Source organism: Pseudomonas sp. FSL W5-0203 (assembly GCF_001896155.1).
GTDB lineage: Bacteria > Pseudomonadota > Gammaproteobacteria > Pseudomonadales > Pseudomonadaceae > Aquipseudomonas > Aquipseudomonas paracarnis.
In genome coordinates this window covers 83,258-107,702 of record NZ_MPOR01000002.1, presented here as the reverse complement: position 1 = coordinate 107,702, position 24,445 = coordinate 83,258, and the positions used below count along the sequence as shown (strand labels likewise).

The 24,445-nt window shown below is 61.1% G+C and carries 19 protein-coding genes; 3 read left to right on the top strand and 16 right to left on the bottom strand.

Annotated features, from left to right (window positions below):
- Positions 1-115: 115 nt before the first annotated feature.
- The 9 genes from BOP96_RS02695 to betI form a co-directional block, all read right to left on the bottom strand.
- Complete coding sequence (locus BOP96_RS02695; protein ID WP_073451878.1) at positions 116-1,294, bottom strand: NAD(P)/FAD-dependent oxidoreductase; 1,179 nt, start codon at positions 1,292-1,294, stop codon at positions 116-118.
- Between the two features lie 150 nt (positions 1,295-1,444).
- The gene (gene dbpA / locus BOP96_RS02690) at positions 1,445-2,782 is read right to left on the bottom strand and encodes an ATP-dependent RNA helicase DbpA (protein ID WP_229999345.1); all 1,338 of its coding nucleotides are present in this window, start codon (positions 2,780-2,782) and stop codon (positions 1,445-1,447) included.
- 130 nt (positions 2,783-2,912) lie between these two features.
- Positions 2,913-4,340, bottom strand: coding sequence for a multidrug transporter subunit MdtD (gene mdtD, locus BOP96_RS02685; RefSeq protein WP_014720266.1), 1,428 nt, complete (start codon positions 4,338-4,340; stop codon positions 2,913-2,915).
- 36 nt (positions 4,341-4,376) lie between these two features.
- Positions 4,377-5,267, bottom strand: a complete 891-nt coding sequence (locus BOP96_RS02680) for an alpha/beta fold hydrolase (protein WP_014720265.1) — start codon at positions 5,265-5,267, stop codon at positions 4,377-4,379.
- A 72-nt stretch (positions 5,268-5,339) separates the two neighbouring features.
- Positions 5,340-6,656: a TldD/PmbA family protein gene (locus tag BOP96_RS02675; RefSeq protein ID WP_073451777.1), complete on the bottom strand. Its 1,317-nt coding sequence runs from the start codon at positions 6,654-6,656 to the stop codon at positions 5,340-5,342.
- Complete coding sequence (locus BOP96_RS02670; RefSeq protein ID WP_073451775.1) at positions 6,656-8,098, bottom strand: TldD/PmbA family protein; 1,443 nt, start codon at positions 8,096-8,098, stop codon at positions 6,656-6,658. The genes BOP96_RS02675 and BOP96_RS02670 overlap by 1 nt, the downstream gene beginning before the upstream one ends.
- Positions 8,099-8,313: 215 nt before the next feature.
- Positions 8,314-10,017, bottom strand: coding sequence for a choline dehydrogenase (gene betA, locus BOP96_RS02665; RefSeq protein WP_014720262.1), 1,704 nt, complete (start codon positions 10,015-10,017; stop codon positions 8,314-8,316).
- 154 nt (positions 10,018-10,171) lie between these two features.
- Positions 10,172-11,644: a betaine-aldehyde dehydrogenase gene (gene betB / locus BOP96_RS02660; protein ID WP_014720261.1), complete on the bottom strand. Its 1,473-nt coding sequence runs from the start codon at positions 11,642-11,644 to the stop codon at positions 10,172-10,174.
- Between the two features lie 110 nt (positions 11,645-11,754).
- Positions 11,755-12,348: a transcriptional regulator BetI gene (betI, locus tag BOP96_RS02655; protein ID WP_003194919.1), complete on the bottom strand. Its 594-nt coding sequence runs from the start codon at positions 12,346-12,348 to the stop codon at positions 11,755-11,757.
- A 389-nt stretch (positions 12,349-12,737) separates the two neighbouring features.
- On the opposite strand from betI, the gene BOP96_RS02650 reads away from it, so the two are divergent.
- On the top strand, positions 12,738-14,672 hold the full coding sequence (locus BOP96_RS02650; RefSeq protein ID WP_224796996.1) for a BCCT family transporter: 1,935 nt from the start codon (positions 12,738-12,740) through the stop codon (positions 14,670-14,672).
- Between the two features lie 157 nt (positions 14,673-14,829).
- On the opposite strand, the gene choV is transcribed toward BOP96_RS02650, so the two are convergent.
- The 3 genes from choV to BOP96_RS02635 form a co-directional block, all read right to left on the bottom strand.
- Entirely contained in the window at positions 14,830-16,008 is a 1,179-nt protein-coding gene (gene choV, locus BOP96_RS02645; protein ID WP_014720259.1) for a choline ABC transporter ATP-binding protein, read from the bottom strand.
- Positions 16,005-16,850, bottom strand: a complete 846-nt coding sequence (choW, locus tag BOP96_RS02640) for a choline ABC transporter permease subunit (protein ID WP_073451773.1) — start codon at positions 16,848-16,850, stop codon at positions 16,005-16,007. Before choW ends, choV begins: the two co-directional genes overlap by 4 nt.
- 69 nt (positions 16,851-16,919) lie before the next feature.
- Positions 16,920-17,867, bottom strand: a complete 948-nt coding sequence (locus BOP96_RS02635; protein ID WP_019817457.1) for a choline ABC transporter substrate-binding protein — start codon at positions 17,865-17,867, stop codon at positions 16,920-16,922.
- Between the two features lie 416 nt (positions 17,868-18,283).
- On the opposite strand from BOP96_RS02635, the gene BOP96_RS02630 reads away from it, so the two are divergent.
- Together BOP96_RS02630 and BOP96_RS02625 are read left to right on the top strand one after the other, a co-directional pair.
- Positions 18,284-19,660: an L-serine ammonia-lyase gene (locus BOP96_RS02630; RefSeq protein WP_014720257.1), complete on the top strand. Its 1,377-nt coding sequence runs from the start codon at positions 18,284-18,286 to the stop codon at positions 19,658-19,660.
- A 528-nt stretch (positions 19,661-20,188) separates the two neighbouring features.
- Positions 20,189-21,292 carry a GlxA family transcriptional regulator gene (locus BOP96_RS02625; protein ID WP_003194907.1) on the top strand — a complete coding sequence of 368 codons (1,104 nt, stop codon included), beginning with the start codon at positions 20,189-20,191 and terminating at the stop codon, positions 21,290-21,292.
- Between the two features lie 87 nt (positions 21,293-21,379).
- Here BOP96_RS02625 and BOP96_RS02620 read toward each other — a convergent pair whose 3' ends face one another.
- The 4 genes from BOP96_RS02620 to BOP96_RS02605 all read right to left on the bottom strand — a co-directional run bounded on the left by BOP96_RS02620 (position 21,380) and on the right by BOP96_RS02605 (position 24,393).
- Positions 21,380-21,643 carry a hypothetical protein gene (locus BOP96_RS02620; protein WP_014720256.1) on the bottom strand — a complete coding sequence of 88 codons (264 nt, stop codon included), beginning with the start codon at positions 21,641-21,643 and terminating at the stop codon, positions 21,380-21,382.
- Positions 21,644-21,867: 224 nt separating this feature from the next.
- A complete protein-coding gene (locus BOP96_RS02615) occupies positions 21,868-22,362 on the bottom strand; it encodes a thioesterase family protein (RefSeq protein ID WP_014720255.1) in 495 nt (164 codons plus the stop codon).
- A 102-nt stretch (positions 22,363-22,464) separates the two neighbouring features.
- A complete protein-coding gene (locus BOP96_RS02610) occupies positions 22,465-23,430 on the bottom strand; it encodes an L-carnitine dehydrogenase (protein ID WP_014720254.1) in 966 nt (321 codons plus the stop codon).
- 75 nt (positions 23,431-23,505) lie between these two features.
- Positions 23,506-24,393 (bottom strand): 3-keto-5-aminohexanoate cleavage protein, encoded by an 888-nt coding sequence (locus BOP96_RS02605; RefSeq protein ID WP_038451795.1) that lies wholly within the window; start codon positions 24,391-24,393, stop codon positions 23,506-23,508.
- Between the last annotated feature and the right edge of the window lie 52 nt (positions 24,394-24,445).

Sequence of the window (24,445 nt, the reverse complement as noted above, 5' to 3'; positions counted from 1 at the left end):
GTTGTCGCTAAATTGAGCCAGTAATGACGCCACGGCAAGCGTGGCGATCACATCGGACAGCAAAATTTTCAGGATCACTGCAAAACCCCTGTGGGATTGCATTTCAAGATGAAGGTCAGGCGTATTGCGCGGCCGCGTAACCCGAGGCCCAGGCCCACTGGAAATTGAACCCGCCCAGGTGGCCGGTCACATCCAGCACTTCGCCGATAAAGTACAGGCCGGGGCTTTTCAGCGATTCCATGGTCTTGGACGACACTTCCCGCGTATCCACCCCGCCCAATGTCACCTCGGCAGTGCGATAACCCTCGGTGCCGGCCGGTACCAGTTGCCAGCTCCCCAGCTTTTGCGCGATATCGGCCATTTCAGCGTGGGTGTACTGCTTCATCGGCTTGGATTCGAACCAGCTTTGGGCCAGCAGGTTGGCCATCTTCTTGGTGAAGATCTCGCCCAGCAGGGTTTTCAACTCGCTGTTGGGGTGTTCGGCCTGTTGCTGTTGCAGCCAGGCATGGGCGTCGTGGTCGGGCAGCAGGTTGATTTCCACCGTGTCGCCGGGGTGCCAATACGAGGAAATCTGCAAGATCGCCGGCCCGCTCAGGCCGCGATGGGTGAACAGGATGTTCTCGCGAAAACTCTGGCCGTTGCAGCTCACCAGGCAGTCGACCGAGGTGCCGGACAGCTCGCCGCACAACTCCTTGAGCTGGTTGGTGATGGTGAACGGCACGAGCCCGGCGCGGGTCGGCAGCAGTTCATGGCCGAATTGCCTGGCCACTTGGTAACCGAAACCGGTGGCGCCCAGCGTCGGGATCGACAAACCGCCCGTGGCGATCACCAGGGATTCACAGCGCAGTTCACCCAGGGTGGTTTGCAGTTGATAGCCGCTTTCGAGCTTGGCGATTGCCTCGATGGAGGTGTCCAGGTGCAGGCTCGCGCCGGTCTGGATGCACTCGTCGAGCAGCATGCCGAGGATGTCGCTGGACTTGTTGTCGCAGAACAGCTGGCCGAGTTTCTTCTCGTGGTACGGCACGCCGTGCTTGGCCACCAGCCCGATAAAATCCCACTGTGTATAACGGGCCAGGGCCGATTTGCAGAAGTGCGCGTTGTGCGAGAGGAAGTTGGCCGGCTCGGTGTACATGTTGGTGAAGTTGCAGCGGCCGCCACCGGACATCAGGATTTTCTTGCCGGCCTTGTTGGCGTGGTCGATCAACATCACCTTGCGCCCACGCCCGGCGGCGGTCAGCGCGCACATCAAGCCTGCGGCGCCGGCGCCAATGATCACAACTTCGGTCGAGCGCACAGCCATGTCCTCACAAAACTATTGATTTGAAATGCCATCAACCCTGTGGGAGCTGGCTTGCCTGCGATAGCGGTAGTGGATTCACCGTCGCTATCGCAGGCAAGCCAGCTCCCACATTCATTCGGTTCCTGTAATGGGAACTCGGTGTTATTACAAAATGCGCACGCGCAGCGAACGGCCCTTGATCTTGCCATCATTCAAACGCTGCAACGCCTGCTTGGCGATGCCGCGTTCCACGGCCACGAAGGCCTGGAAATCAAAGATAGCGATCTTGCCGACCTGGGCACCCGGAATGCCGGCTTCACCGGTCAATGCGCCGAGAATGTCGCCTGGGCGAACCTTGTCCTTACGCCCGGCAGCGATGCACAGGGTGCTCATCTGCGGCAACAGCGGGCCACCGCTTTGCGGCTTGAGGTTGTCCAGTTGGTCCCAGTTCAGCGGCGACTTCTGCAGTTGCTCGATGGCCTGGGCGCGGTGGGCTTCGGACGGCGCCACCAGGCTGATGGCGATGCCGGTCTCACCGGCACGGCCGGTACGGCCTACACGGTGGATGTGAATTTCCGAGTCGCGGGCCAGTTCGACGTTGATCACCATGTCCAGGGCGTCGATGTCCAGGCCTCGAGCGGCGACGTCGGTTGCCACCAGCACCGAGGTGCTGCGGTTGGCGAACATCGCCAATACCTGGTCACGGTCGCGCTGTTCCAGGTCACCATGCAGGCCAACAGCGGAAATGCCCTTGGACGTCAGGTGGTCGACGGTTTCCTGCACTTGCTGCTTGGTAAAGCAGAACGCCACGCAGGAGGCCGGGCGGAAGTGCGCCAGCACCTTGGTCACGGCGTCCATGCGCTCTTCCGGGGAGATCTCGTAGAAGCGTTGTTCGATCTGGTCGTCGGAGTGGAACGCTTCGGCTTTCACTTGCTGAGGCGCACGCATGAACTTGGAGGCCAGTTGCTTGATGCTCACCGGGTAGGTGGCCGAGAACAGCAGGGTCTGGCGGCGCGGTGGGGTCTTGCTGATGATGTCTTCGATGGCGTCGTAGAAGCCCATGTCGAGCATGCGGTCGGCTTCGTCGAGAATCAGGGTGTTCAAGCCGTCCAGCACCAGAGAACCTTTACGCAGGTGCTGCTGGATGCGTCCCGGGGTGCCGACGATAACGTGGGCGCCATGCTCCAGGGAGGCGATCTGCGGGCCGAGGGACACGCCGCCGCACAGGGTCAGTACCTTGATGTTGTCTTCGGCACGGGCCAGGCGGCGGATTTCCTTGGCGACCTGGTCGGCCAGTTCGCGGGTCGGGCACATCACCAGCGCCTGGCACCCGAAGTAGCGCGGGTTGATCGGGTTCAGCAGGCCGATGCCGAATGCGGCAGTCTTGCCGCTGCCGGTCTTGGCCTGGGCAATGAGGTCCAGCCCTTTGAGGATCACCGGCAAGCTTTGCGCCTGGATCTGCGTCATCTCGACGTAACCCAGCGAGTCGAGGTTAGCCAGCATGGCGGCGGACAGGGGCAAAGTATTAAAAGCGGTGGCGATGGTAGTCACGGGACTGGCTCTGCAAAACAAAATGTCGCGCAGTGTACCAGTCTCGTGGGATTTTCCTCGCAAGTTCTCGACGAGACGCCCGTTAGTGCTCGATATCGTGCTCGCGGCTGACCACCCGTTTGCCGTCTTTAGGCGACAGTTGCAGGAAGATCGCCGCCGCCAGCATCGCCATGATGCCCACGGTGAGGAAGGTCAGCTGGAACGCGCCGAGGACACTTTCCACACCGTCATTGCCGGCCTCGGCAGTAAACCCGCCAAGCAACGCGCCGGCACAGGCCACGCCGAGGCTGAGGGACAACTGCGCCACCACCGACAGCAAGCTGTTGCCGCTGCTGGCCTGGGCGTCGTCGAGGTCGATCAGGGTGACGGTGTTCATCGCGGTAAATTGCAGGGAGTTGATGGCCCCCAGTACCGCCAGCATGGCCAACAGCAGCGGGTAGGGCGTTTGTTCGCTGACCAAGCCCATGCTCGCCAGCATCAGGCCCAGGGCCAGGGTGTTGCCGGTCAGGACGATGCGGTAGCCGAGGCGCTCGATAAGCGGGCGTGCGATGGACTTGGCGAACATCGCCGCCGCCGCCAGCGGCAACATGCTCATCCCGGCTTCCGACGGCGAATAGCCCAGCGCCACTTGTAACAGCAGCGGCACCAGGAACGGCAAGGCGCCGCTGCCCAGGCGCGCAAACAGATTGCCCAGGATCCCCACGGCAAAGGTGCGCGTCTTGAACAGCACCGGCGAGAACAGCGGGTTATCGATATGCCCGGCGCGCAGCCAGTACGCCGCCAGGCAGGCGAACCCGCCGAACAGCAGCAATATCACGCGCAGGTGTGGCAGATGCAGTTCGCCCAGGCCCTCCATGGCGATAGTGATCAACACCATCGCCGCGCCGAACAGCAGAAAGCCCAGGCCGTCGAAGCGCGTGCGCTCGCTGCCGCGCAGGTCGGGGATGAATTTCCACACGGCGTAGCAGCCGATCATGCCCACCGGCAGGTTGATCAGGAAGATCCAGTGCCAGGTCAGGTATTGCACCATCCAGCCGCCCATTGTCGGGCCAAGCAAGGGGCCGAGCAGGCCTGGAATTGTGATGAAGCCCATGATCCGCACCAGCTCGGAGCGTGGATAAGCCCGTAGTACCACCAGCCGCCCGACCGGCAGCATCAGCGCACCGCCCAGGCCCTGGATCACCCGTGCGCCCACCAGCATGCTCAAGCTACTGGACAGCGCACACAGCAGCGACCCGATGCTGAACAGCATGATCGCGCCAAAGAAAATCTTCTTGGTGCCAAAGCGGTCAGCGATCCAGCCCGATGCCGGAATCAGCAAGGCAACGGTGAGCATGTAGGCGATCACCACCCCTTGCATGCGCAGCGGGTTTTCCGCGAGGTCCTGCGCCATGGCCGGCAGCGCGGTGTTGAGAATCGTCCCGTCCAGCGACTGCATGAAGAAGGCAATCGCTACCACCCAGGGGAGCCAGCGGGCAGTCTTGGCATCGAGAGGGGCACGATTCGGCATGGGATCCCTTTTAATTAGCAGGCTATGTGTCGGCGATTATGCGCCATCCGTCGCGCCTTTTCCCACTGGCGGTTCGTCTATAGCTGACAATGTCACATGTTCGCCCACCAGGAAATCCAGCAACGCCCGATGTACTGCCAGCGCGGATTCGCGGGACTCCAGGTCGAGCAGATGGCCGGTGTGTTCGGCCACCGCAAAGCTGCTGCGGCCTACGTAGTGTTTGAACAGCTGGGCCTCGTCAGCCGGCGTGTATTCGTCCAGTGCGCCGTTGAGAAAGTGCACCGGTGTTTCAATCTGCTTGAGCGCCGGCAGGTAATTGCCATCACCCAAGGCCAACACTTGATGGATATGAAAGCGCGCCTGGCGGTACTCGGTGGTGGCCATGGTCGACAGGTGCCGATGGTTGTTGCGCTTGAGGCGCGGCGACAGGTATTTGCCAACCGTTTCGTTGAGCAGATGGCCGACCGCCGACTTGTCATCGGCCTCGATCAGCACACGCACACGCTCGACATACTCCAGCATCGCCTGGTTGAGGTTGGGCGCCAGCGCCATCACCACCGAGCTTTCGATGGAGGGCGGGTTATGCGCCAGGGTCAACAGCGTGGAGATGCCGCCCCAGGAGGCCGAGACTAGATGGTTGACCTCAAAGCGATCCACCAAGGCACGCAGGATTTGCACCTCGTCGTCCTTGGTGACCAGGTCGAGTTCGGTGTTGTGCTCGCGTGACAAGCCAGAGAAGGGCAAGTCGAACAGCAGCACATTGAAGTGCTCGGCCAGGCATTTGCTGGTACGGGCAAAGGAGCGCGTGGTGGATAACGCGCCATTGACCATCAGTACGGTTTTTCTATGTGGGTCGTTACCCAGTTGCTCCACGTGAACGTTGTATTGCTTGAACAGTTTTTCTATGACGAAACTTCCATGGTTCATCTCAAGACTCCAGCTTGCCCAGTCCAGGCAAGGTCATGCATCACGTGCAGGCACGTGGGCGGGTGGCAAGATTTATAAGGTCAGGGTCAAACGCTTGATCAAGGCTCCCGGCAATAGATTGGAGGCAGTATTACGCTGGCTGTAGGTACTGGGCGACAGCAGCAGTTCTCGATCAGTGGTCAACGCTTCAAGCTGTGAGCCAAGCAGGCTGTAAACACTGTCATCAAAGCGCATGGTGCTGACCGGTGCCTTGATTTCGCCATTCTCCACCCAGAAGGTCGCAAAGCGCGTCATGCCGGTCAGGCGCGCTGCCGGCAGGTCGGAGTAGTTCAGGTACCAGAGGTTGCTGATATACAGCCCTGTGCCCAACTGCTTGAGAATATCGGCCTGGGCCAGGTTGCCTGCGGCCATTTGCAAGGCGCTGGGCGACTCGTCGCTGCTGGCGCCGTTGGTGCTCAAGCCGTATTCGGCGGCGCTGCGAGAGTTGATCAACTGGCCCTCGGCCTTGCCTGCGTTGATCAGGGTGACATCCTTGCGCGGGTAGCCTTCAGTGGAAAACGCCTGGCTCAGGGAGCCGCTGATCTGCTCATCCACCGTCACCAGCGGGCTCAGTGACTGATCACCCGCGTACAGGCGTTGCAACGAACTGCCTTTGCTCGCGATGGCCTGGGCCGAAAAACCACCCCAGGTGATGATGCTGATGATTTCTTCCAGCGCTGCCGGCGCCAGGTAGGCGCGGTATTGGCCGGGTGCCAGGGTGTGGAGCGGGCGACCGAGAAACGCCAGTTGCTCACGGGCCTGTTGGAAACGGGCGGCGAATTCGACGCTGTTCCAGGTGTGCCCGGCGTAGCTGGCTTTTACCGCTTCGCCATTGGCGTGGAACAGGCTGAAGTCGAAATTGAAGCTGTTAGCCCGGTGCCAGCCGAACGCACCCAATGAGCTGGCGAAACCGCGGCTGATCGGGCCGGCGGCGTAGAAGCCAACCAGGTCCACGCCATCGGCGGCCCGGCTGATATCGTCCAGCACTTGGGCCAGTTCCGGCAGCGGGCGCAGCTGTTCGTTATGGTTGTGCCAGGCGTCGGGGTTCAGCAGCAGGTACGGGTCAGGCGGCAACAGCGGCAAGGTTTCGCGCAGTTGTTGCAGGCCATTCGCCAGGCGCTGGCGATCCAGCTGCGCCTCGCCGGACAGGGTGATACCCAGGTCGGCGTGGCGCCCATCGTTGATCAGCTTGAGGTTCAGGCTGGCCTGCTGTACCTGGCCGGCCTGGCGTACCTGCGCGTGGTTGAAGCGCACGAACTCGGACGCCTCATCCGCGTAGCCGAGGTGAAATTGTTCTTGATCGGTGACCGCCTGCTTGAGCCAGTCCACCAGTGCCTTGAAATGGTTCATCAGGCATCGCCCCCAAATACATCCACATTGCTGAATACACAGGCCGGCGACGCATGGCCGACACGGATCACCTGGTTGGGTTCGCCCTTGCCGCAGTTCGGCGTGCCCAAGACCTTGAAGGTGCTGGCGTCGCCTACCGCGCTGAGCTTGCGCCAGAACTGCGCAGAAATCGCCCGGTAGTTGGGGTTCTTCACCACGCCCTTGAGCTCGCCGTTTTCGATCAGCTGGCCCCACTCGCAGCCGAACTGGAACTTGTTGCGCGCATCGTCGATGGACCACGAACGGTTGGTCGACATCAGGATGCCGCTCTCAATGCCGCCCACCAGTTGCGCGAGGCTTTTATCCCCAGGCTCGATATTCAGGTTGGCCATGCGGTCGATGGGTGCACGGTTCCAGCCGCAAGCGCGGCTGTTGGCGACGCCTGGCAGGTTGGCGCGAAATTGCGATAAGGCCCCGCCCAAAGGCTTGAGCAGCAGGCCCTCGCGAATCAGAAATTGCTTGCTGGCAGGTGTGCCGTCGTCGTCATGAGCGTAGCTGGCAAGCTGTTCGGGGATGTCCGGGTCGAAGGTGACGTTGAGCAGCGGCGAGCCATATTGCAGGTGGCCGAAATCGCTGGCTTTCACAAAACTGGTGCCGGCGTAATTGCGCTCGTCACCGAGGATGCGATCCAGCTCCAGCGGATGGCCGATGGACTCGTGGATCTGCAGGATCATCTGGTCGGGCATCAGCAGCAGGTCACGCGGGCCGTGGGGCGTATTCGGTGCGAGCAGCAATTGCAGGGCTTCGTCGGCCACCTTGCGGGCGGCGCCCACCAGGCCAAAACGCTGGATCACCCCGGCACTGCCTTGCTGGCCGAAGTTGGTACCGCCCAGGGTACGGGTCTGGCTGTCGTTGCCGTCGAAGGCGGTCACACTCAGGCCCGGAAAGACAAAGCGCTGGGCCTGACGCAATTGGGCGCCGGCGCTGTTGAGGTAGATCTGTTCAACCCGCGTGGTCCCCAGGCTGACTTCCCAGCTCGCCAGGCGCTCATCCTCGGGCACAGCGGCGGACTCATCGCCGAGCAATTGGTAGCAGTCGCTCAGGGACGGGAAGGGCTGGTCGAGGTCGGGCGACAGGTAGTCGGCGACGTCGCTGGACACCGGTTGCTGGTGCAGGTCGAGCAGGGCGTGGGGCTTGATAAGCCTGGCTTGTTGCTCAGCGCGCTCAAGGGCGGCCTGCAGGCCGGCAAGGGAAATATCGTTGGTCGCGGCGTAGGCTTCCACGCCGTTGAGACGCACGGTGAGCATGGCGCCTTCATCATGGCCCAGGTGAGGCGGCTCGGCGACGTTCTTGCGTACCGACAGGTACTGGCCGGATTCGCGCACGTAGCGCAGGGAGAAAAATTCGGCGGTGGTGCGCAGGGCACCGAAGTGTTTCTTGAGCGTGGCGTGGTGTTCGAACATGGGGCCTTCCTTGTGGGCGGCTCGGCGCGGGCAGGCAAACAGAGTAGGCCTGGGCGAGGAGCTGATCAAGGAAAGTGTCGGCGGGTAATTTTGCGGTGTCTGGTCGGGCCTCATCGCGGGCAAGCCCGGCTCCCACAGTTGACCGAGTTGTTCAGGCGAACTCGGTCAACTGTGGGAGCTGGCTTGCCTGCGATGCAGGCGCCGCGGTGCTGGAGTTACTGCGCCAACGGCCCCACTTCACGCAACGGCTTGCCACGCACCGGCGCATCGCCTGCCACGTAGTAATCCGCAGTGCTGCGCGGCAGCGGCTTGCGGCCACGGATCTTGTCGGCGATTTTCTCGGCGATCATGATCGTCGGCGCGTTCAGGTTGCCGGTGGTGATGATCGGCATGATCGAGGCATCGACCACCCGCAAGCCCTGCATACCATGTACGCGGCCTTCGCCATCGACTACGGCCATCTCGTCGGTGCCCATCTTGCACGAGCAGGACGGGTGGAACGCGGTCTCGGCGTGCTCGCGGATGAACTTGTCCAACTGCTCATCGGTTTGCACTTCGATACCCGGGCTGATTTCGCGGCCACGGTACGGGTCCAGTGCCGGCTGCTGCATGATTTCACGGGTCAGGCGGATGCCGTCGCGGAACTCCTGCCAGTCCTGCTCGGTGGCCATGTAGTTGAAGAGGATGCTCGGGTAGTCCCGTGGGTTCTTCGACTTCAGCTGGATACGGCCACGGCTTGGCGAACGCATGGAGCCCATGTGCGCCTGGAAACCGTGCTCTTTCACACCGTTGCTGCCGTTGTAGTTAATCGCCACCGGCAGGAAGTGGTACTGGATGTTCGGCCACTCGAACTCTTCGCGGGTACGAATGAAACCGCCCGCTTCGAACTGGTTGCTGGCGCCGATGCCGGTGCCGTTGAACAGCCATTCGGCACCAATTGCCGGCTGGTTGTACCAGAGCAGCGACGGGTACAGCGACACTGGCTGGGTGCACGCGTATTGCAGGTACAGCTCAAGGTGGTCCTGCAGGTTTTCACCCACGCCCGGCAGGTCGTGGACCACCGGGATATCGAGGCTTTCCAGCAGTTTGGCCGGGCCGACACCGGAGCGTTGCAGCAGTTGCGGCGAAGCGATTGCGCCGCTGCACACCAGCACTTCTTTGCGCGCACGGGCTTCAACACGCTCTTCGGCGGCGCCGATCAGGTAACGCACACCGACCGCACGCTTGCCTTCGAACAACACTTTGTCAGTGAGGGCATGGGTGACGATGGTCAGGGTCGAACGCTTTTTTGCCGTGTCCAGGTAACCGCGTGCGGTGCTGGCGCGACGGCCGTTCGGCGTAACGGTACGGTCCATCGGGCCGAAGCCTTCTTGCTGGTAGCCGTTCAAGTCTTCGGTACGTGGGTAACCGGCCTGTACGCCCGCTTCAACCATGGCGTGGAACAGCGGGTTGTTGCCCGCTTTCGGCGTGGTCACGCTGACTGGGCCATCGCCACCGTGCCAATCGTTGGGGCCGATGTCGCGGGTTTCGGCTTTGCGGAAATACGGCAGGCAGTCCAGGTAGGTCCAGTCTTCCAGGCCCGGCAGCTTCGACCAGTTGTCGTAGTCCATGGCGTTGCCACGGATGTAGCACATGCCGTTGATCAGGGAAGAGCCACCCAGGCCCTTGCCGCGACCGCATTCCATTCGGCGGCCGTCCATGTGTGGCTCTGGATCGGTTTCGTAAGCCCAGTTGTAGCGGCGGCCTTGCAGCGGGAAGGCCAGGGCGGCTGGCATCTGGGTGCGGAAGTCGAGGCGGTAGTCGGGGCCACCGGCTTCCAGCAGCAAAACGGTGACGCCTTCGTCTTCGGTCAGACGGGTCGCCAGGGTGTTACCGGCAGAGCCGGCACCCACAATGATGTAATCGTATTCTTGGGACATGAATGTACCCTCTTTGAAGTGTGGTCAGGTCTGGCGAGTGCTTAGCACTCGATCGCAGGCAAACCAGCTCCCACATTTGATCGGGTTCACACAGAACAAATGTGGGAGCCGGGCTTGCCCGCGATGGCCTCACGGGCAATACAAGGCTCGGGTGTTAGAACACCGAGGCGTAATCGCCCAATTCAACCTGTACCGATTTGATGCGGGTGAAGTTGTTCAGCGAGCTGATGCCGTTCTCACGGCCCACGCCCGACTGCTTGTAGCCGCCAACCGGCATCTTCGCGTCGGACTCGCCCCAGGCGTTGATCCAGCAGATACCGGCTTCCAGTTGATGAATCACGCGGTGGGCGCGGTTCAGGTCCTTGGTGACCAGGCCAGCGGCCAGGCCGAAGTCGGTGTCGTTGGCGCGGCGGATCACTTCTTCTTCGGTTTCGTAGGTGAGGATGCTCATCACCGGGCCGAAGATTTCTTCACGCACGATCACCATGTCATCGGTGCAGTCGGTGAACACGGTCGGAGCCACGAAGGCGCCTTTGGCGAAGTCACCCTCGGTCAGGCGGTCGCCGCCGCACAGCAGACGGGCGCCTTGCTCTTTGCCTTTGGCGATGTAGCCCAGCACGCTTTCCATGTGGGCGAAGCTGACCAGCGGGCCGAAGTTGGTGTTTTCGTCTTCCGGGTTGCCGATGCGAATACGCGCCACACGCTCAACGATCTTGGCTTCGAACGCGGCTTGCAGGTGCTTGGGCACGAACACGCGGGTGCCGTTGGTGCAGACCTGACCGGAGCTGTAGAAGTTGGCCATCATGGCGGTGTCGGCGGCGCGGTCGAGGTCGGCATCGTCGAAAATGATCAGCGGGGACTTGCCGCCCAGCTCCATGGTCACGTCCTTGAGCGAGGAACTCGACGCGCTGGCCATGACTTTCTTGCCGGTGTCGGTGCCGCCGGTGAAGGAGACTTTTTCGATGCGTGGGTGCTCGGTCAGCCAGGTGCCGACTTCACGGCCGCTGCCGGTCAGTACGTTGAACACGCCCGCTGGAACGCCAGCCTCGGTGTAGATCTCGGCCAGTTTCAGAGTGGTCAGCGAGGTGACTTCGCTTGGCTTGAAGATCATCGCGTTACCGGCGGCCAGGGCCGGTGCGGATTTCCACAGGGCGATCTGGATCGGGTAGTTCCACGCGCCGATACCGGCGACTACGCCCAGTGGCTCGCGGCGGGTGTAGACGAAGGAAGTGTCGCGCAGTGGGATCTGCTCACCTTCGATGGCTGGCACCAGGCCGGCGTAGTATTCCAGCACGTCAGCGCCGGTGACGATGTCGACGTACTTGGTTTCCGAGAAGGCTTTACCGGTGTCCAGGGTTTCCAGGGCGGCCAGTTCATCGTTGCGCTCGCGCAGGATGTCCACGGCACGACGCAGGATGCGCGAACGCTCCATGGCGGTCATGGCGGCCCAGATTTTCTGGCCTTTTTCAGCGCTGACCACGGCACGTTCAACGTCATCTTTGGTGGCGCGTTGCACTTGGGCGAGAACTTCACCGTTAGCCGGGTTGATGGCTTCGAAGGTGGCATCGCTGCCAGCGTCGCTGTAGCCGCCGTCAATGTAGAGTTTTTGCAGGTCGAAACGGGCCATAAAGTCCTCGCAAGTGCATAAGTGGTTGGCGTTACCCGCCGAACAGTGGGCCATGGGGGTGTGGCAACACTGAGCGGCGGACGTTCAGGGGTTGAGCGGTTATGTGTGCTCTAACTCACCTGCTTGGCCAATTGGAAATCCATGTATTCGTAAGCGATCCGTTGCGCCTGCTCCGTGTCGAAAGCGTCTCCCGACAGGGCGCCGCGCAACCACAAACCGTCGATCAGGGCCGCCAGGCCTCGGGCTGCTTTGCGTGCGTGCGGCAGCGGCAGCACTCGGCGGAACTGGCAGCACAGGTTGGAATACAGACGTTGATCGTTGATCCGCTGCAACCTGTGCAATGACGGGTGGTGCATGCTGGTGGCCCAGAAGGCCAGCCAGGTTTTCATTGCCGGGCCGTTGACCTGGCTGGCGTCGAAGTTGCCTTCGATGATCACCTGAAGGTGCGCCCGTGGGCTGTCATCCTTCAAGGCACGCCTGCGTTCTTGCACGTTCTCGATCAGCGCATTCATCAGGTAGCGCATCGTCGCTGCGATCAGGCCGTTCTTGTCCTGAAAGTAGTGGCTGATGATGCCGTTCGAGACGCCGGCCAGACGGGCGATCAGCGCAATGCTGGCATCTCCCATCCCGACCCGATCGATGGCCGTCAACGTGGCTTCGATCAACTGCTGGCGGCGTATGGGTTGCATACCGACCTTGGGCATGTAGCACCTCTCCTTAGGCCTGCCGATGGGCGATCCACGTCCGTCGGCTTGAGGGCCAGTCTATTTTGTTTTGATTGAACGTTCAATCAACAAAGAATAAGATCTGCGACAAATGGTCGCTGCCTACAGATGTTTCCTACCTGCGAGCCGCAACCTTCGACACCTGCAAAAACCCTTGAAACAGGCCACTTCAGAGCCTGATCACCGCTTAGGCGGGCTCAAGAATTTTGGGGTGTCTTTATAACACCCGTCCGTCGACTGCCGAAAAATCGATGTCCCGGGATAACCGTTGCCTTGTGTTTCTCTCTCGCACTGCCTGGAGCATCTGCGCCATGAGTTCTGCCTCTCTTATAAAGACCCCACCGGAAAAGGTCCGGGTCAACGGTTGGGTGTTCTACACCTCCACCGCGCTGATTTTGTTGTTGACCGCCATTCTGATCGTCGCCCCGCAGGAGGCCGGGCGCCTGCTCGGTGTCGCACAGGCCTGGCTGTCGAAAAGCTTTGGCTGGTACTACATGGTGGTCATCGCCGCCTACCTGGTGTTTGTGGTCGGCCTGGCGTTTTCGTCCTATGGGAAACTTAAGCTGGGTGCGAAGGACGATACCCCAGACTTCAGCTATGGCGCCTGGGCCGGCATGTTGTTCTCGTCCGGTATCGGCATCTCGCTGTTGTATTTCGGTGCGTCCGAGCCGTTGGACCACTACTTCAACCCGCCCGAAGGCGCTGCCGCAAGCAATGGCGCGGCACGCCAGGCGCTGCAACTGACCTTCCTGCACTGGGGCCTGCACGGCTGGGCGATCTATGCGCTGGTCGGCCTGGCCGTGGCGTACTTTGCGTACCGTCACAACCAACCGCTGGCACTGCGTTCGGCGCTGTACCCGCTGGTGGGCGAGCGTTGGGTGAAGGGCGCGGCGGGGCATGCTGTAGACGGTTTCGGCATGTTCGTGACCCTGCTGGGGCTGGTGACCAACCTGGGGATCGGCTCGATGCAGGTGTCGTCGGGGCTGGAAAACCTGTTCGGCATGGAGCACAGCAATACCAACCTGCTGATCGTGATCATCGTGATGAGCACCGTGGCGACCATCGCCGCCGTGTCGGGTGTGGAAAACGGTATTCGCCGCCTGTCCAACCTCAACATCGTGCTGTTCAGCGGTTTGCTGATCTTCGTGCTGTTGTTCGGCCCTACCTTGCACCTGCTCAATGGCCTGGTGCAGAACACCGGTGATTACCTCAACGGTATCGTGCTGAAAACCTTCGACCTGTATGTGTACGAAGGCGACGGTGCCAAGACCGAACGCTGGATGGGTCTGTGGACTCTGTTCTACTGGGCCTGGTGGATTTCCTGGGCGCCATTTGTGGGCATGTTCATCGCGCGTATTTCCCGTGGTCGTACCGTGCGCGAGCTGGTGGCTGGCGTATTGCTGATCCCGCTGGGCTTTACCCTGGCGTGGCTGTCGATCTTCGGCAACTCGGCCCTGGACCTGGTGTTGAACCATGGGGCGGTGGAGTTGGGCAAGACGGCGCTGGAACAACCGTCCATGGCCATCTACCAACTGCTTGAGCATTACCCGGCGTCGAAAGTGGTGATCGGCGTGTCGATCTTCGTGGGCTTTGTGCTGTTCCTGACCCCGGCGGATTCCGGCGCGGTGATGATGGCCAACCTGTCCTGCAAGGGCGGCAACGTGGATGAAGATGCGCCGCACTGGTTGCGTATCTTCTGGTCGGCGGTGATCACCCTGGTGACCATCGGTCTGCTGTTTGCCGGTAACTTCGAAGCCATGCAAACCATGGTGGTGCTGGCGGGGCTGCCGTTCTCGGTGGTGCTGGTGTTCTTTATGTTCGGTTTGCACAAGGCCATGCGCCAGGACGTGGCCATCGAACAGGAGCAGGCGCAATTGGCTGAACGCGGGCGTCGTGGTTTCAGCGAGCGCTTGAGCGCCCTGGACCTGCAACCGAGCCAGGCCACCGTGCAGCGCTTTATGGACAAGCACGTAACGCCGGCGTTGGAAGAAGCCGCGAGTGCGTTGCGTGATCAGGGCCTGGAAGTGCAGACCCTGCTGGGCAAATCCAAACGCTGCATCGGCGTGCGGATCGAGATGGACGAGGGTAACCCGTTTGTCTACGAAGTGAGCCTGGATGGCTACTCGGCGGCGCCGGCTGACCTGCCTGAAGAAGAGCGCACCCGTTACTACCGTGCCGAGGTGTACCTGCACAACGGGCCGCAGGAGTATGACCTGATGGGCTTCACCCAGGAACAGATCACCCGGGATGTGCTCGATCAGTTTGAAAGCCATCGGCAGCTCCTTGGCCGGGTCTATAGCTGATAGTTGAGCTGGCGGCGCCCTCACTGGCGCCGCTGTTGCAAGCATTGAATGCGGTCGAATGTGGGAGCTGGCTTGCCTGCGATAGCAAGGGTGAATCCAACATAGCTATCGCAGGCAAGCCAGCTCCCACATTGACCGCATTCCTTCAGTTGGGGCCTTAGCCCAAGTTCTTGCCTAAGAGGGCATGGTAGAGCTCACTGTCCCCCAGTATCCCCACCACCTTGTTGTTGTCGTGCAGCACCAGCTTGTTGCCTGTCTGGTAGCGAATCTGCAGTGCATCGCGCATACCGATGTTCGAGTCCACCAGCGTCGGTACGCGGCCCAAGCCTTCCACGGCCTGCCCTGGCGCCCAGTTTTGCAGGTTCATCGCCACGCCATTCTGGCGTGCGCCCTGGATGGTGTTGCCTTCGGCCAGGTCCAGCCAGGAGTCGCCACCCGGATCAAGACACACCGAACCGTTCACGCGCTTGCAGTTGTCCAGCGTGCGCATCAGGCTGCGTCCGCACAGCACGTTCAGCGGGTTGGTATGCGCGACGAAGGTGCGCACATAGTCGTCTGCCGGGTTCAGTACGATTTCTTCCGGCACGCTGTACTGGATGATCTTGCCGTCTTTCATGATCGCGATACGGCTGCCCAGTTTCAGCGCTTCATCCAGGTCGTGGCTGACGAACACGATGGTCTTGCTCAACTTGCGTTGCAGTTCCAGCAGTTCATCTTGCAAGCCTTGGCGGATCAGCGGGTCGAGGGCCGAGAAGGGTTCGTCCATCAGCAGGATATCGGCGTCCATCGCCAGGGCGCGAGCCAGGCCGACGCGCTGCTGCATGCCGCCGGACAACTCGTCGGGCTTCTTGTTGCGCCATTGGCTCAGGCCCACCAGTTCGAGTTTCTCGTCCACCAGCGTGCGTCGTTCTTTCTCTGGCCGGCCCTGCATCTCCAGGCCGAAGCTGATGTTCTCGCGCACCGTCAACCAAGGCATCAGGGCGAACTTCTGAAACACCATGGCGATGCGTTTGGTGCGCATCATTTTCAGTTCGGCGGGGGTGCAGGAGGCGATGTCGATCTGACGCCCTTCATGCTCCACAAACAGCTGGCCACGGCTGACGGTATTGAGGCCGTTGATGCAGCGCAGCAAACTGGATTTGCCTGAGCCCGAGAGGCCCATCAGCACACAGATCTCGCCTTTCTCGATATCCAGGCTGGCGTTCTCGACGCCGACGATCTGCCCGGTCTTCTTCAGAATTTCGTTACGGCTCATGCCCTGGTCCAGCAGCTTGAGCGCTTCGCGTGGGTCTTTGGAAAAGATCACGTCGACTTTGTCGAATCGGATAATGCTCATGCATCACCCCCTACTTTAGCGTCGGGTTGTTTGCAGATACGGTCGAGCATGATGGCGAGCAACACAATGGCCAGGCCCGCTTCAAAGCCCAGGGCAATATCGGCGGTGTTGAGTGCGTTGACCACCGGCTTGCCGAGGCCGTCGGCGCCTACCAGGGCCGCGATCACCACCATCGACAACGACAGCATGATGCATTGGGTAATGCCGGCGGCGATGCTCGGCATGGCGTGGGGCAGTTCAATGCGCGAGAGCAACTGGCGGCGCGAGCAGCCAAAGGCCTTGCCGGCGTCCATCAATTCTTGCGGGATGTCGCGGATACCCAGGTAGGTTAGGCGGATCGGCGCGGCAATCGCGAACACCACCGTGGAAATCAACCCAGGCACCACACCCAGCCCGAAGAGGGTCAGGGTAGGGATGAGGTAGACGAAGGTCGGCACGGTCTGCATCAGATCGAGTACCGGCCGCATCATGGTGTAGAACATTGGTTTATGCGCGGCAACAATGCCCAGCGGCACACCGATGACCACGCAGACCAGGGTGGCGAACAGCACCTGTGCGAGGGTTTCCATGGTTTCCTGCCAGTATCCCAGGTTGAGGATCAGCAGGAAGGAGGCGATGACAAAAACAGTCAGTCCCCATTTACGTTGAATAAAGTGAGCCAGCAGCGCAATCAGACCGATCAATGCCAGTGGATTGAACCAGGTCAGCGCAAACGTCACGCCGTGGATCATCGTTTCCAGTGTCGATGCGATTGCGTCGAAGTAGTTGGCACCGTGTTGGGTCAACCAGTCGACGAAGGCAGCGATGTACTGGCCTAGTGGGATTTTCTGTTCAGTCAGCATGGTAGTGAATGTCCACATGCGAAGGGGAAAACATCCCAGGCCAGCGCACCGGCCTGGGGTCAGCGGGTGCTATTTGGCGAGGTAAGCTTTAACGGCATCGAGCCCTGGTTTGCCATCAACGGTGGTGACACCGGCGAGCCAGGTGTCGAGCACTTGCGGGTTCTTCTGCAACCAGGCCTTGGCGGCAGCGTCGGCCTTCATCTTGTCGTCCAGGACGTTCCCCATCAGGGTGCTTTCCATGTCGAGGGTGAACACCAGGTTTTTCAGCAACTGGCCGACGTTGCTGCATTCCTGGGTGTAGCCTTTGCGGGTGTTGGTGTAGATGGTGGCCTGGCCGTAATTGGGGCCGAACGAGTCGTCACCACCGGTCAGGTACTTCATCTTGAAGCGGGTGTTCATCGGGTGCGGTTCCCAGCCGAGGAACACGATGGCCTGGTTGCGCTTGGAAGCGCGTTCAACCTGGGAGAGCATGCCGGCTTCGCTGGATTCGACCACCTTGAAGCCGGCGGTTTTCAGGCCGAAGGCATCTTTGTCGATCAGTGTCTGGATGGTGCGGTTGCCATCGTTGCCCGGCTCGATGCCGTAGATCTTGCCGCCCAGCTCATCCTTGAATTTGGCGATGTCGGCGAAGTCTTTCAGGCCCTTCTCATACAGCGCCTCTGGGACCGCCAGGGTGTACTTGGCGTTCTCCAGGTTGGCGCGCACGGTTTCCACGGTGCCGGCATCACGGTACTGCTTGATGTCGTTTTCCATGGTCGGCATCCAGTTGCCGAGGAAAATGTCCATGTTCTTGCCGTCGGCCAGGGACTTGTAAGTCACAGGTACCGAAATCATCGTGGTGCGCGGCTTGTAGCCCAGGCCCTTGAGGATCTCGCTGGTGGTCGCGGTGGTGACGGTGATGTCGGTCCAGCCGACATCGGAGAAGTTGACGGTCTTGCACTGTTCCGGTTCTGCGGCGTATGCCACGACTGGCAGACTCAGCATGGCGGCCAACAACAACGAGGGTGAACCTTTCATGTGGGTAGACTCCTGTGTCTTTTCTGGCGGCATCCGCCGCGCTTTATAAGTGTTGCGGTTGGAGCGTGCGACAACAGCTCTGGCGCGGTGCCTTGCAAACGAGTCGAGACTGATCATGTACCAGTGAAAATCTGACGCCTACAGGGGGCGTCGTATCCAGTACAGGGAGGGTCGCATCCAGTACCGATGACGTCGCTTACAGGTTTTTCCTAAGGTAAAACTGCTGTTTTTACCCGTCTGCACCGCAAAAAACGGCCAAAACTGGCGTTCGCACGCGAGCGCCGCTGGTGAGCATGAGTGCGTCGGTGTGAGACGCCGTGATGACGAATAAAAGCTTGATGATGCCGCCATCTGGGCGATCTGAGCGTAGCACCTCGTTCAAGCCCGGCCCGTGCTTATCGAGGAGTTTCACGTTAATGGCTATCAGCGTTTTCGACCTGTTCAAGATCGGCATCGGGCCTTCGAGTTCGCACACCGTGGGGCCCATGCGCGCCGCGGCGTTGTTCGTTCAAGGGTTGCGTGAGCGTGGGTGGCTGGAACAGGTGCAGCGTGTCGAAGTGCAACTGTACGGCTCGCTGTCGGCCACCGGCATCGGCCACGGCAGCGACACCGCCACCATCATGGGCCTGATGGGCGAATGGCCAGACGCAATCGACCCCACGCAAATCGGCGCCCGCATTCACACCCTGCGCGAAACCGACACGCTGCTGCTGGACGGGCGTTTGCCGGTGCCGTTTGTGTGGGCGCGGGACATGCGCTTGCTCGACGAAAACCTGCCGTTCCATCCCAACGCCATGACCCTGGTGGTGTTTGGCGAAAACGGCGAGCTGCACCGCGACACCTATTACTCGGTGGGTGGCGGTTTCGTGGTAGATGAAGCCCAGGCCCAAAGCGGTGTGGCGGACATGGACCGTACCGAGCTGCCCTATGATTTTTCCAGTGCCGTGGAGCTGTTGCAGCTGTGCAAGACCCACAACCTGCGCGTTGCCGAACTGATGCTGGCGAATGAAAAAACCTGGCGCAGCGAAGAAGAAATCCGCAGCGGCCTGATGAAACTCTGGCGCGCCATGCAAGATTGCGTGGAGCAGGGCCTCAAGCACGAAGGTATCCTGCCCGGCGGCTTGAACGTGCGCCGTCGCGCTGCCAAGTTACACCGCAGCTTGCAGGAGCTGAACAAGCCCAATGTGATCGGCTCGACCTTGAGCGCCATGGAATGGGTCAACCTGTTCGCCCTGGCGGTCAACGAAGAAAACGCCGCCGGTGGGCGCATGGTCACGGCGCCCACCAACGGCGCGGCGGGAATCATCCCGGCGGTGCTGCACTACTTTATGAAGTTCAGCGAAGAAGTCACCGAAGCCAACGTGGTCGACTACCTGCTGGGCGCGGCGGCGGTGGGCATCCTGTGTAAAAAGAACGCCTCGATTTCCGGTGCCGAAGTCGGTTGCCAGGGCGAGGTCGGTTCCGCGTGCGCCATGGCAGCAGCCGGGTTGGCTGAAATCCTCGGCGCCACGCCGGAGCAACTGTGCAACGCCGCCGAAATCGGCCTGGAACATAACCTCGGCCTGACCTGCGACCCGGTGGGCGGCCTGGTGCAAGTGCCGTGTATCGAGCGCAATGCAATTGCGGCGGTGAAGGCGATCAATGCGGCGCAAATGGCGTTGCGGGGCGATGGCCAGCACTTCATCTCGTTGGACCGGGTGATCCGCACCATGCGTGATACCGGGGCCGATATGCATGACAAGTACAAAGAGACATCACGCGGTGGGTTGGCGGTGAGTGCGGTTGAATGTTGAGTCAGTGACATGATCGTTCCCACGCTCCGCGTGGGAATGCCGCCCCGGACGCTCCGCGTCCCAGGGGTGACGCAGAGCGTCACAGGATGCATGCCCACGCAGAGCGTGGGAACGAGCTGAACAGAGGAGCACCATTGCTCACAAAGTGAACACCCCAGCCAAAATCGCCACCTTTTAGCGCGTCGCAAATAGATAAGTAGCTTCCGAACGAATTCCTCCACGATCACACGCCTGATGTGCTTTGGGTGACAGACTTCTCCTACGCCCGCAAAGCGCCTTCCCACAAGTGCTACCGATCTGCTCACACCCCTTGAACCTCGCCCGTTATGCGTCATATCCCGCACTTCACGCGTGGGCTCATATAGACGCATAAACAGGTCGTTTTCAGGAGTTCTTGAATAGCCATTCAATTTTAGGCATGGCATTTGCTCTATCAATTTCAAAGCCTCGCCTTTCCAGGACGAGTGCAATAACAAGAGCCTCGCCTGAGGCCACCACCCGCTTTGTGTGATGTGAGGAGATACCGCGATGACGTCGACCAACTCCGGGGCCCAACCCCAGAACCGTGCGCCTCAATCCATCGGCTTTTTGCTGCTGGACAATTTCACGCTGATTTCCCTGGCGTCAGCCGTGGAGCCACTGCGCATGGCCAACCAGCTGTCCGGCCGCGAGCTGTATCGCTGGACAACCCTGAGTGTCGACGGCAACCAGGTGTGGGCCAGTGATGGCCTGCAAATCACACCCGATGCCTCCATGCACAAAGCCCCCGTCCTGGACACGGTCATCGTGTGCGGCGGCGTCGGTATCCAGCGCACCGTCACCCGTGAACATGTGTCGTGGCTGCAAAGCCAGGCACGCCAGTCTCGTCGCCTTGGCGCGGTGTGCACCGGCAGCTGGGCCCTTGCCTGCGCCGGCTTGCTCGATGGCTTTGATTGCAGCGTGCACTGGGAATGCCTGGCGTCGATGCAGGAAGCCTTCCCGCGGGTGGCCATGAGCACGCGTCTGTTCACCCTCGATCGCAACCGCTTCACCAGCTCCGGTGGCACCGCGCCCCTGGACATGATGTTGCACCTGATCAGCCGCGACCACGGCCGTGAATTGTCGGCCGCCATCTCCGAGATGTTCGTGTACGAACGCATCCGCAACGAACAGGATCACCAGCGTGTGCCGCTCAAGCACATGCTTGGCACCAACCAGCCGAAGCTGCAGGAAATCGTCGCGCTGATGGAAGCCAACCTCGAAGAGCCGATCGACCTGGACGAACTGGCGGTGTATGTCGCCGTGTCGCGCCGGCAGTTGGAGCGGCTGTTCCAGAAATACCTGCACTGCTCGCCGTCGCGTTATTACCTCAAGCTGCGCCTGATTCGTGCACGGCAGCTGCTCAAGCAGACCCCCATGTCGATCATCGAAGTCGCGTCGGTGTGCGGGTTTGTGTCCACGCCGCACTTTTCCAAGTGCTACCGCGAATACTTCGGCATTCCGCCACGGGATGAACGCGTAGGCTCCAACACCACGCAGCAAGTGGCGATGATGCCGATTCCGCCGGCACTGGTGTTGTCACCGTTGTCGGGGCCGATGTCGGCGTTGAGCCAGGCGCGCAATGAGTCGACCTTTGCCAGTGTAAGGCTCTAAACCGAGCCGTCTGCATCGCAGGCAAGCCAGCTCCCACCTTGGAATGCGTTCCCCTGTGGGAGCTGGCTTGCCTGCGATGGCGGAGTTTCAGGCGCCAGAGTTCTGTTTGAACTGCATCAGCGCCGGCAGCAACTGTTTGTCGATCGCCTGCCTCACCGCCGGCAAAATCGTCGCGCTGCCGCTGTACATCTGTTCCACCATGCCCTTGAGCGCCTTGGCCCGCGCTTCGCTCAACCCGCGCACCGCACATTCGCAAGCCTGCTCGGCGGTAGCGCCGCTGGACACGTCAAAACCCAGTGAGCGCAGTTGGCTCAGCAGGTCATCCTGGTCAATCAAATCCGCGTGCATCATGACGGTCATCCTGGTGTAGAGAGCGGGAATTGACTTGGATTCTGGTAGGCCCCAGGACTGGCGGCAAGGGCAGAATCCACCGATGGCTCGGATGGCTATGAACAGGTCGTTTTCGAGGTGCTTGACCCGGCCCGTAACGGGCACACTGAACCCAGGCACGCAGCTTGAAGGTTTGGTCACCCTCGAAATGCACGGCTCACACAAAGCACTCTGCCCCGATCCCGTCACGGCTGGATCGGGGCTTTTTTTTGCGCGGGCAGCCCGATCACCCGGCCGAGCAGGGCTGGCCGGGGTAGATCGGCGTGTGCCTGGCTGAGAGCGATGAGTTTTTCCAGGGTCGCGCCGGCAAACGGCGCCGACTGCGGCCCGGCCAGATCGACATGCAGCAGCATCTGTTCGTTACCCGCCAACTCGCGCTCTTCGCCCACAAGGTGCAGGCTGTGATAGAGGTGCAGGCGCTTGGCGTCGTGGGCGATCAGTTGGGTATGCACCTCAACCTCGGCGCCGAGCTTTACCTCATGCAGGTAGTTCAGGTGCAACTCTAGGGTGAACAGCGAGTGGCCGCTGGCTTCGCGGTTTTCGCTGTCCAGCCCCAGGGTGTCCATCAGCGCATCGGTGGCGTAGCTGAAGATCAGCAGGTAGAACGCGTCACGCAGATGGCCGTTGTAGTCAACCCAGTCGGGCAGGATTTTGGTGGTGTAGGTGGTCAGTGCGGGCATGGCATGAATCCAATTTGGTATGCGGTCAAATGTGGGAGCTGGCTTGCCTGCGATAACAAGGGTGAGGCCACCGCCATCGCAGGCAAGCCAGCTCCCACGGGGTTATTCGGCGAAGCTCATGCCGTGCTTGGCCTTGGTTGTTTTTACGGCTTCCAGCACCGCCAGCAGGCAGTCATCACGATAGCGCTCCAGCGCCGAGATGCTGCGGTTACCCAACTGCTCAGCGGTGCCATCGACCACATCATCAATCAGCTTTTCAGTCAATTCAGGCGCCGGTAGATAAGTCCACGGCAACTGCAACGCCGGGCCGAACTGTGCCATGAAGTGGCGCATGCCGGCATCGCCACCCGCCAGCGTGTAAGTGAGGAAGGTGCCCATGAACGACCAGCGCAACCCGGCACCAAAACGAATGGCATCGTCGATTTCGCCGGTGGTCGCCACCCCGTCATTGACCAGGTGCAGCGCCTCTCGCCACAGCGCTTCCAGCAGGCGGTCAGCAATAAACCCAGGCACTTCCTTGCGTACATGCAGCGGGCGCATGCCGAGGGATTCATACACGCTGATTGCTGCCTGGATCGCCTCTGGCGCGGTGTTTTTACCGCCCACTACCTCTACCAACGGCAACAGGTAGACCGGGTTAAAGGGGTGGCCGACCACGCAGCGTTCCGGGTGGGTAGAGCCCTCATAGAACTCGCTGGGCAATAGCCCGGAGGTGCTCGAACCAATCAAGGCATTCGGCTTGGCCGCGGCGCTGATCTGGCTGTGCAATTGCAGCTTCAACTCCAGGCGTTCGGGAGCGCTTTCCTGGATGAAGTCGGCGTCTTTTACGCAGTCTTCGATGGTAGCGACAAAGCGCAGGCGGTCCTGGGAGGCGCCGGGCGCCAGGCCCTGTTGTTCAAGGGCGCCCCAGGCGTTGGCGACGCGTTTACGCAAGGCCGCCTCGGCACCGGGGGCGGGGTCCCAGGCCACTACATCCAGGCCATGGGCAAGAGCACGGGATACCCAGCCGCTGCCGATGACACCGCTGCCCAACGCAGCAAAGGTTTTGATTTCGGTGATAAAGCGCATGGCGACATTCCTGAAAAGTTCGGTAATTCCTTGTGGGAGCCGGGCTTGCTCCCACAGGGTTGTGTGGTGTCTGTGTTAGCCGCGTGGGGTCAGGCCCATCTTGATGCGGCCTTCGGCTGGGGTCAGGACCCGTGCGCCCAACCGGCTGAGAGTTTCACTGGCGCGTTCCACCAGTTGGCCATTGGTGGCGAGCACGCCCTTGTCCAGCCACAGGTTATCCTCCAGGCCCACCCGTACGTTGCCCCCCAACAGCACCGCTTGCGCGGCCATTGGCATTTGCATGCGACCAATCCCGAACCCTGCCCACACCGCGTCGGCGGGCAGGTTGTCGACCATGGCTTTCATGGTGGTGGTGTCGGCCGGTGCGCCCCAGGGAATGCCCAGGCACAGTTGGAACAGCGGGTTATCCAGCAGTCCTTCCTTGATCATCTGCTTGGCGAACCACAGGTGGCCGGTATCGAAAATTTCCAGCTCAGCCTTTACGCCCAATTCCTGGATACGTCTGGCGCCAGCCCGCAGTTGCGCCGGGGTGGACACGTAAATGGTGTCGCCATCGCCGAAGTTCAGCGTGCCGCAGTCCAGGGTGCAGATTTCCGGCAGCAGTTCTTCAACATGGGCCAGGCGGGTCAGCGGGCCCACCAGGTCGGTATTGGGCCCGAACTCCATGGGATTCTCGCCGCCACCGATCTCCAGGTCGCCACCCATGCCGGCGGTGAGGTTGACGATGATGTCGATGTCGGCCTCGCGGATGCGCTCCATCACTTCGCGGTACAGCGCGACGTCGCGACTGAACTTGCCGGTCTCGGGGTCGCGTACGTGGCAATGCACGACCGTGGCGCCGGCCTTGGCGGCCTCCACGGCAGCGGCGGCGATTTGTTTGGGTGTGACCGGCACGTGGGGGCTTCTGGCGGTCGTGTCGCCAGCACCGGTGAGTGCGCAGGTGATGATGACGTCGTGGTTCATGATGCGGTTCCTTACAGGCGGGTGATTTCAAGGCGCAGGGCGCCGTGTCGCG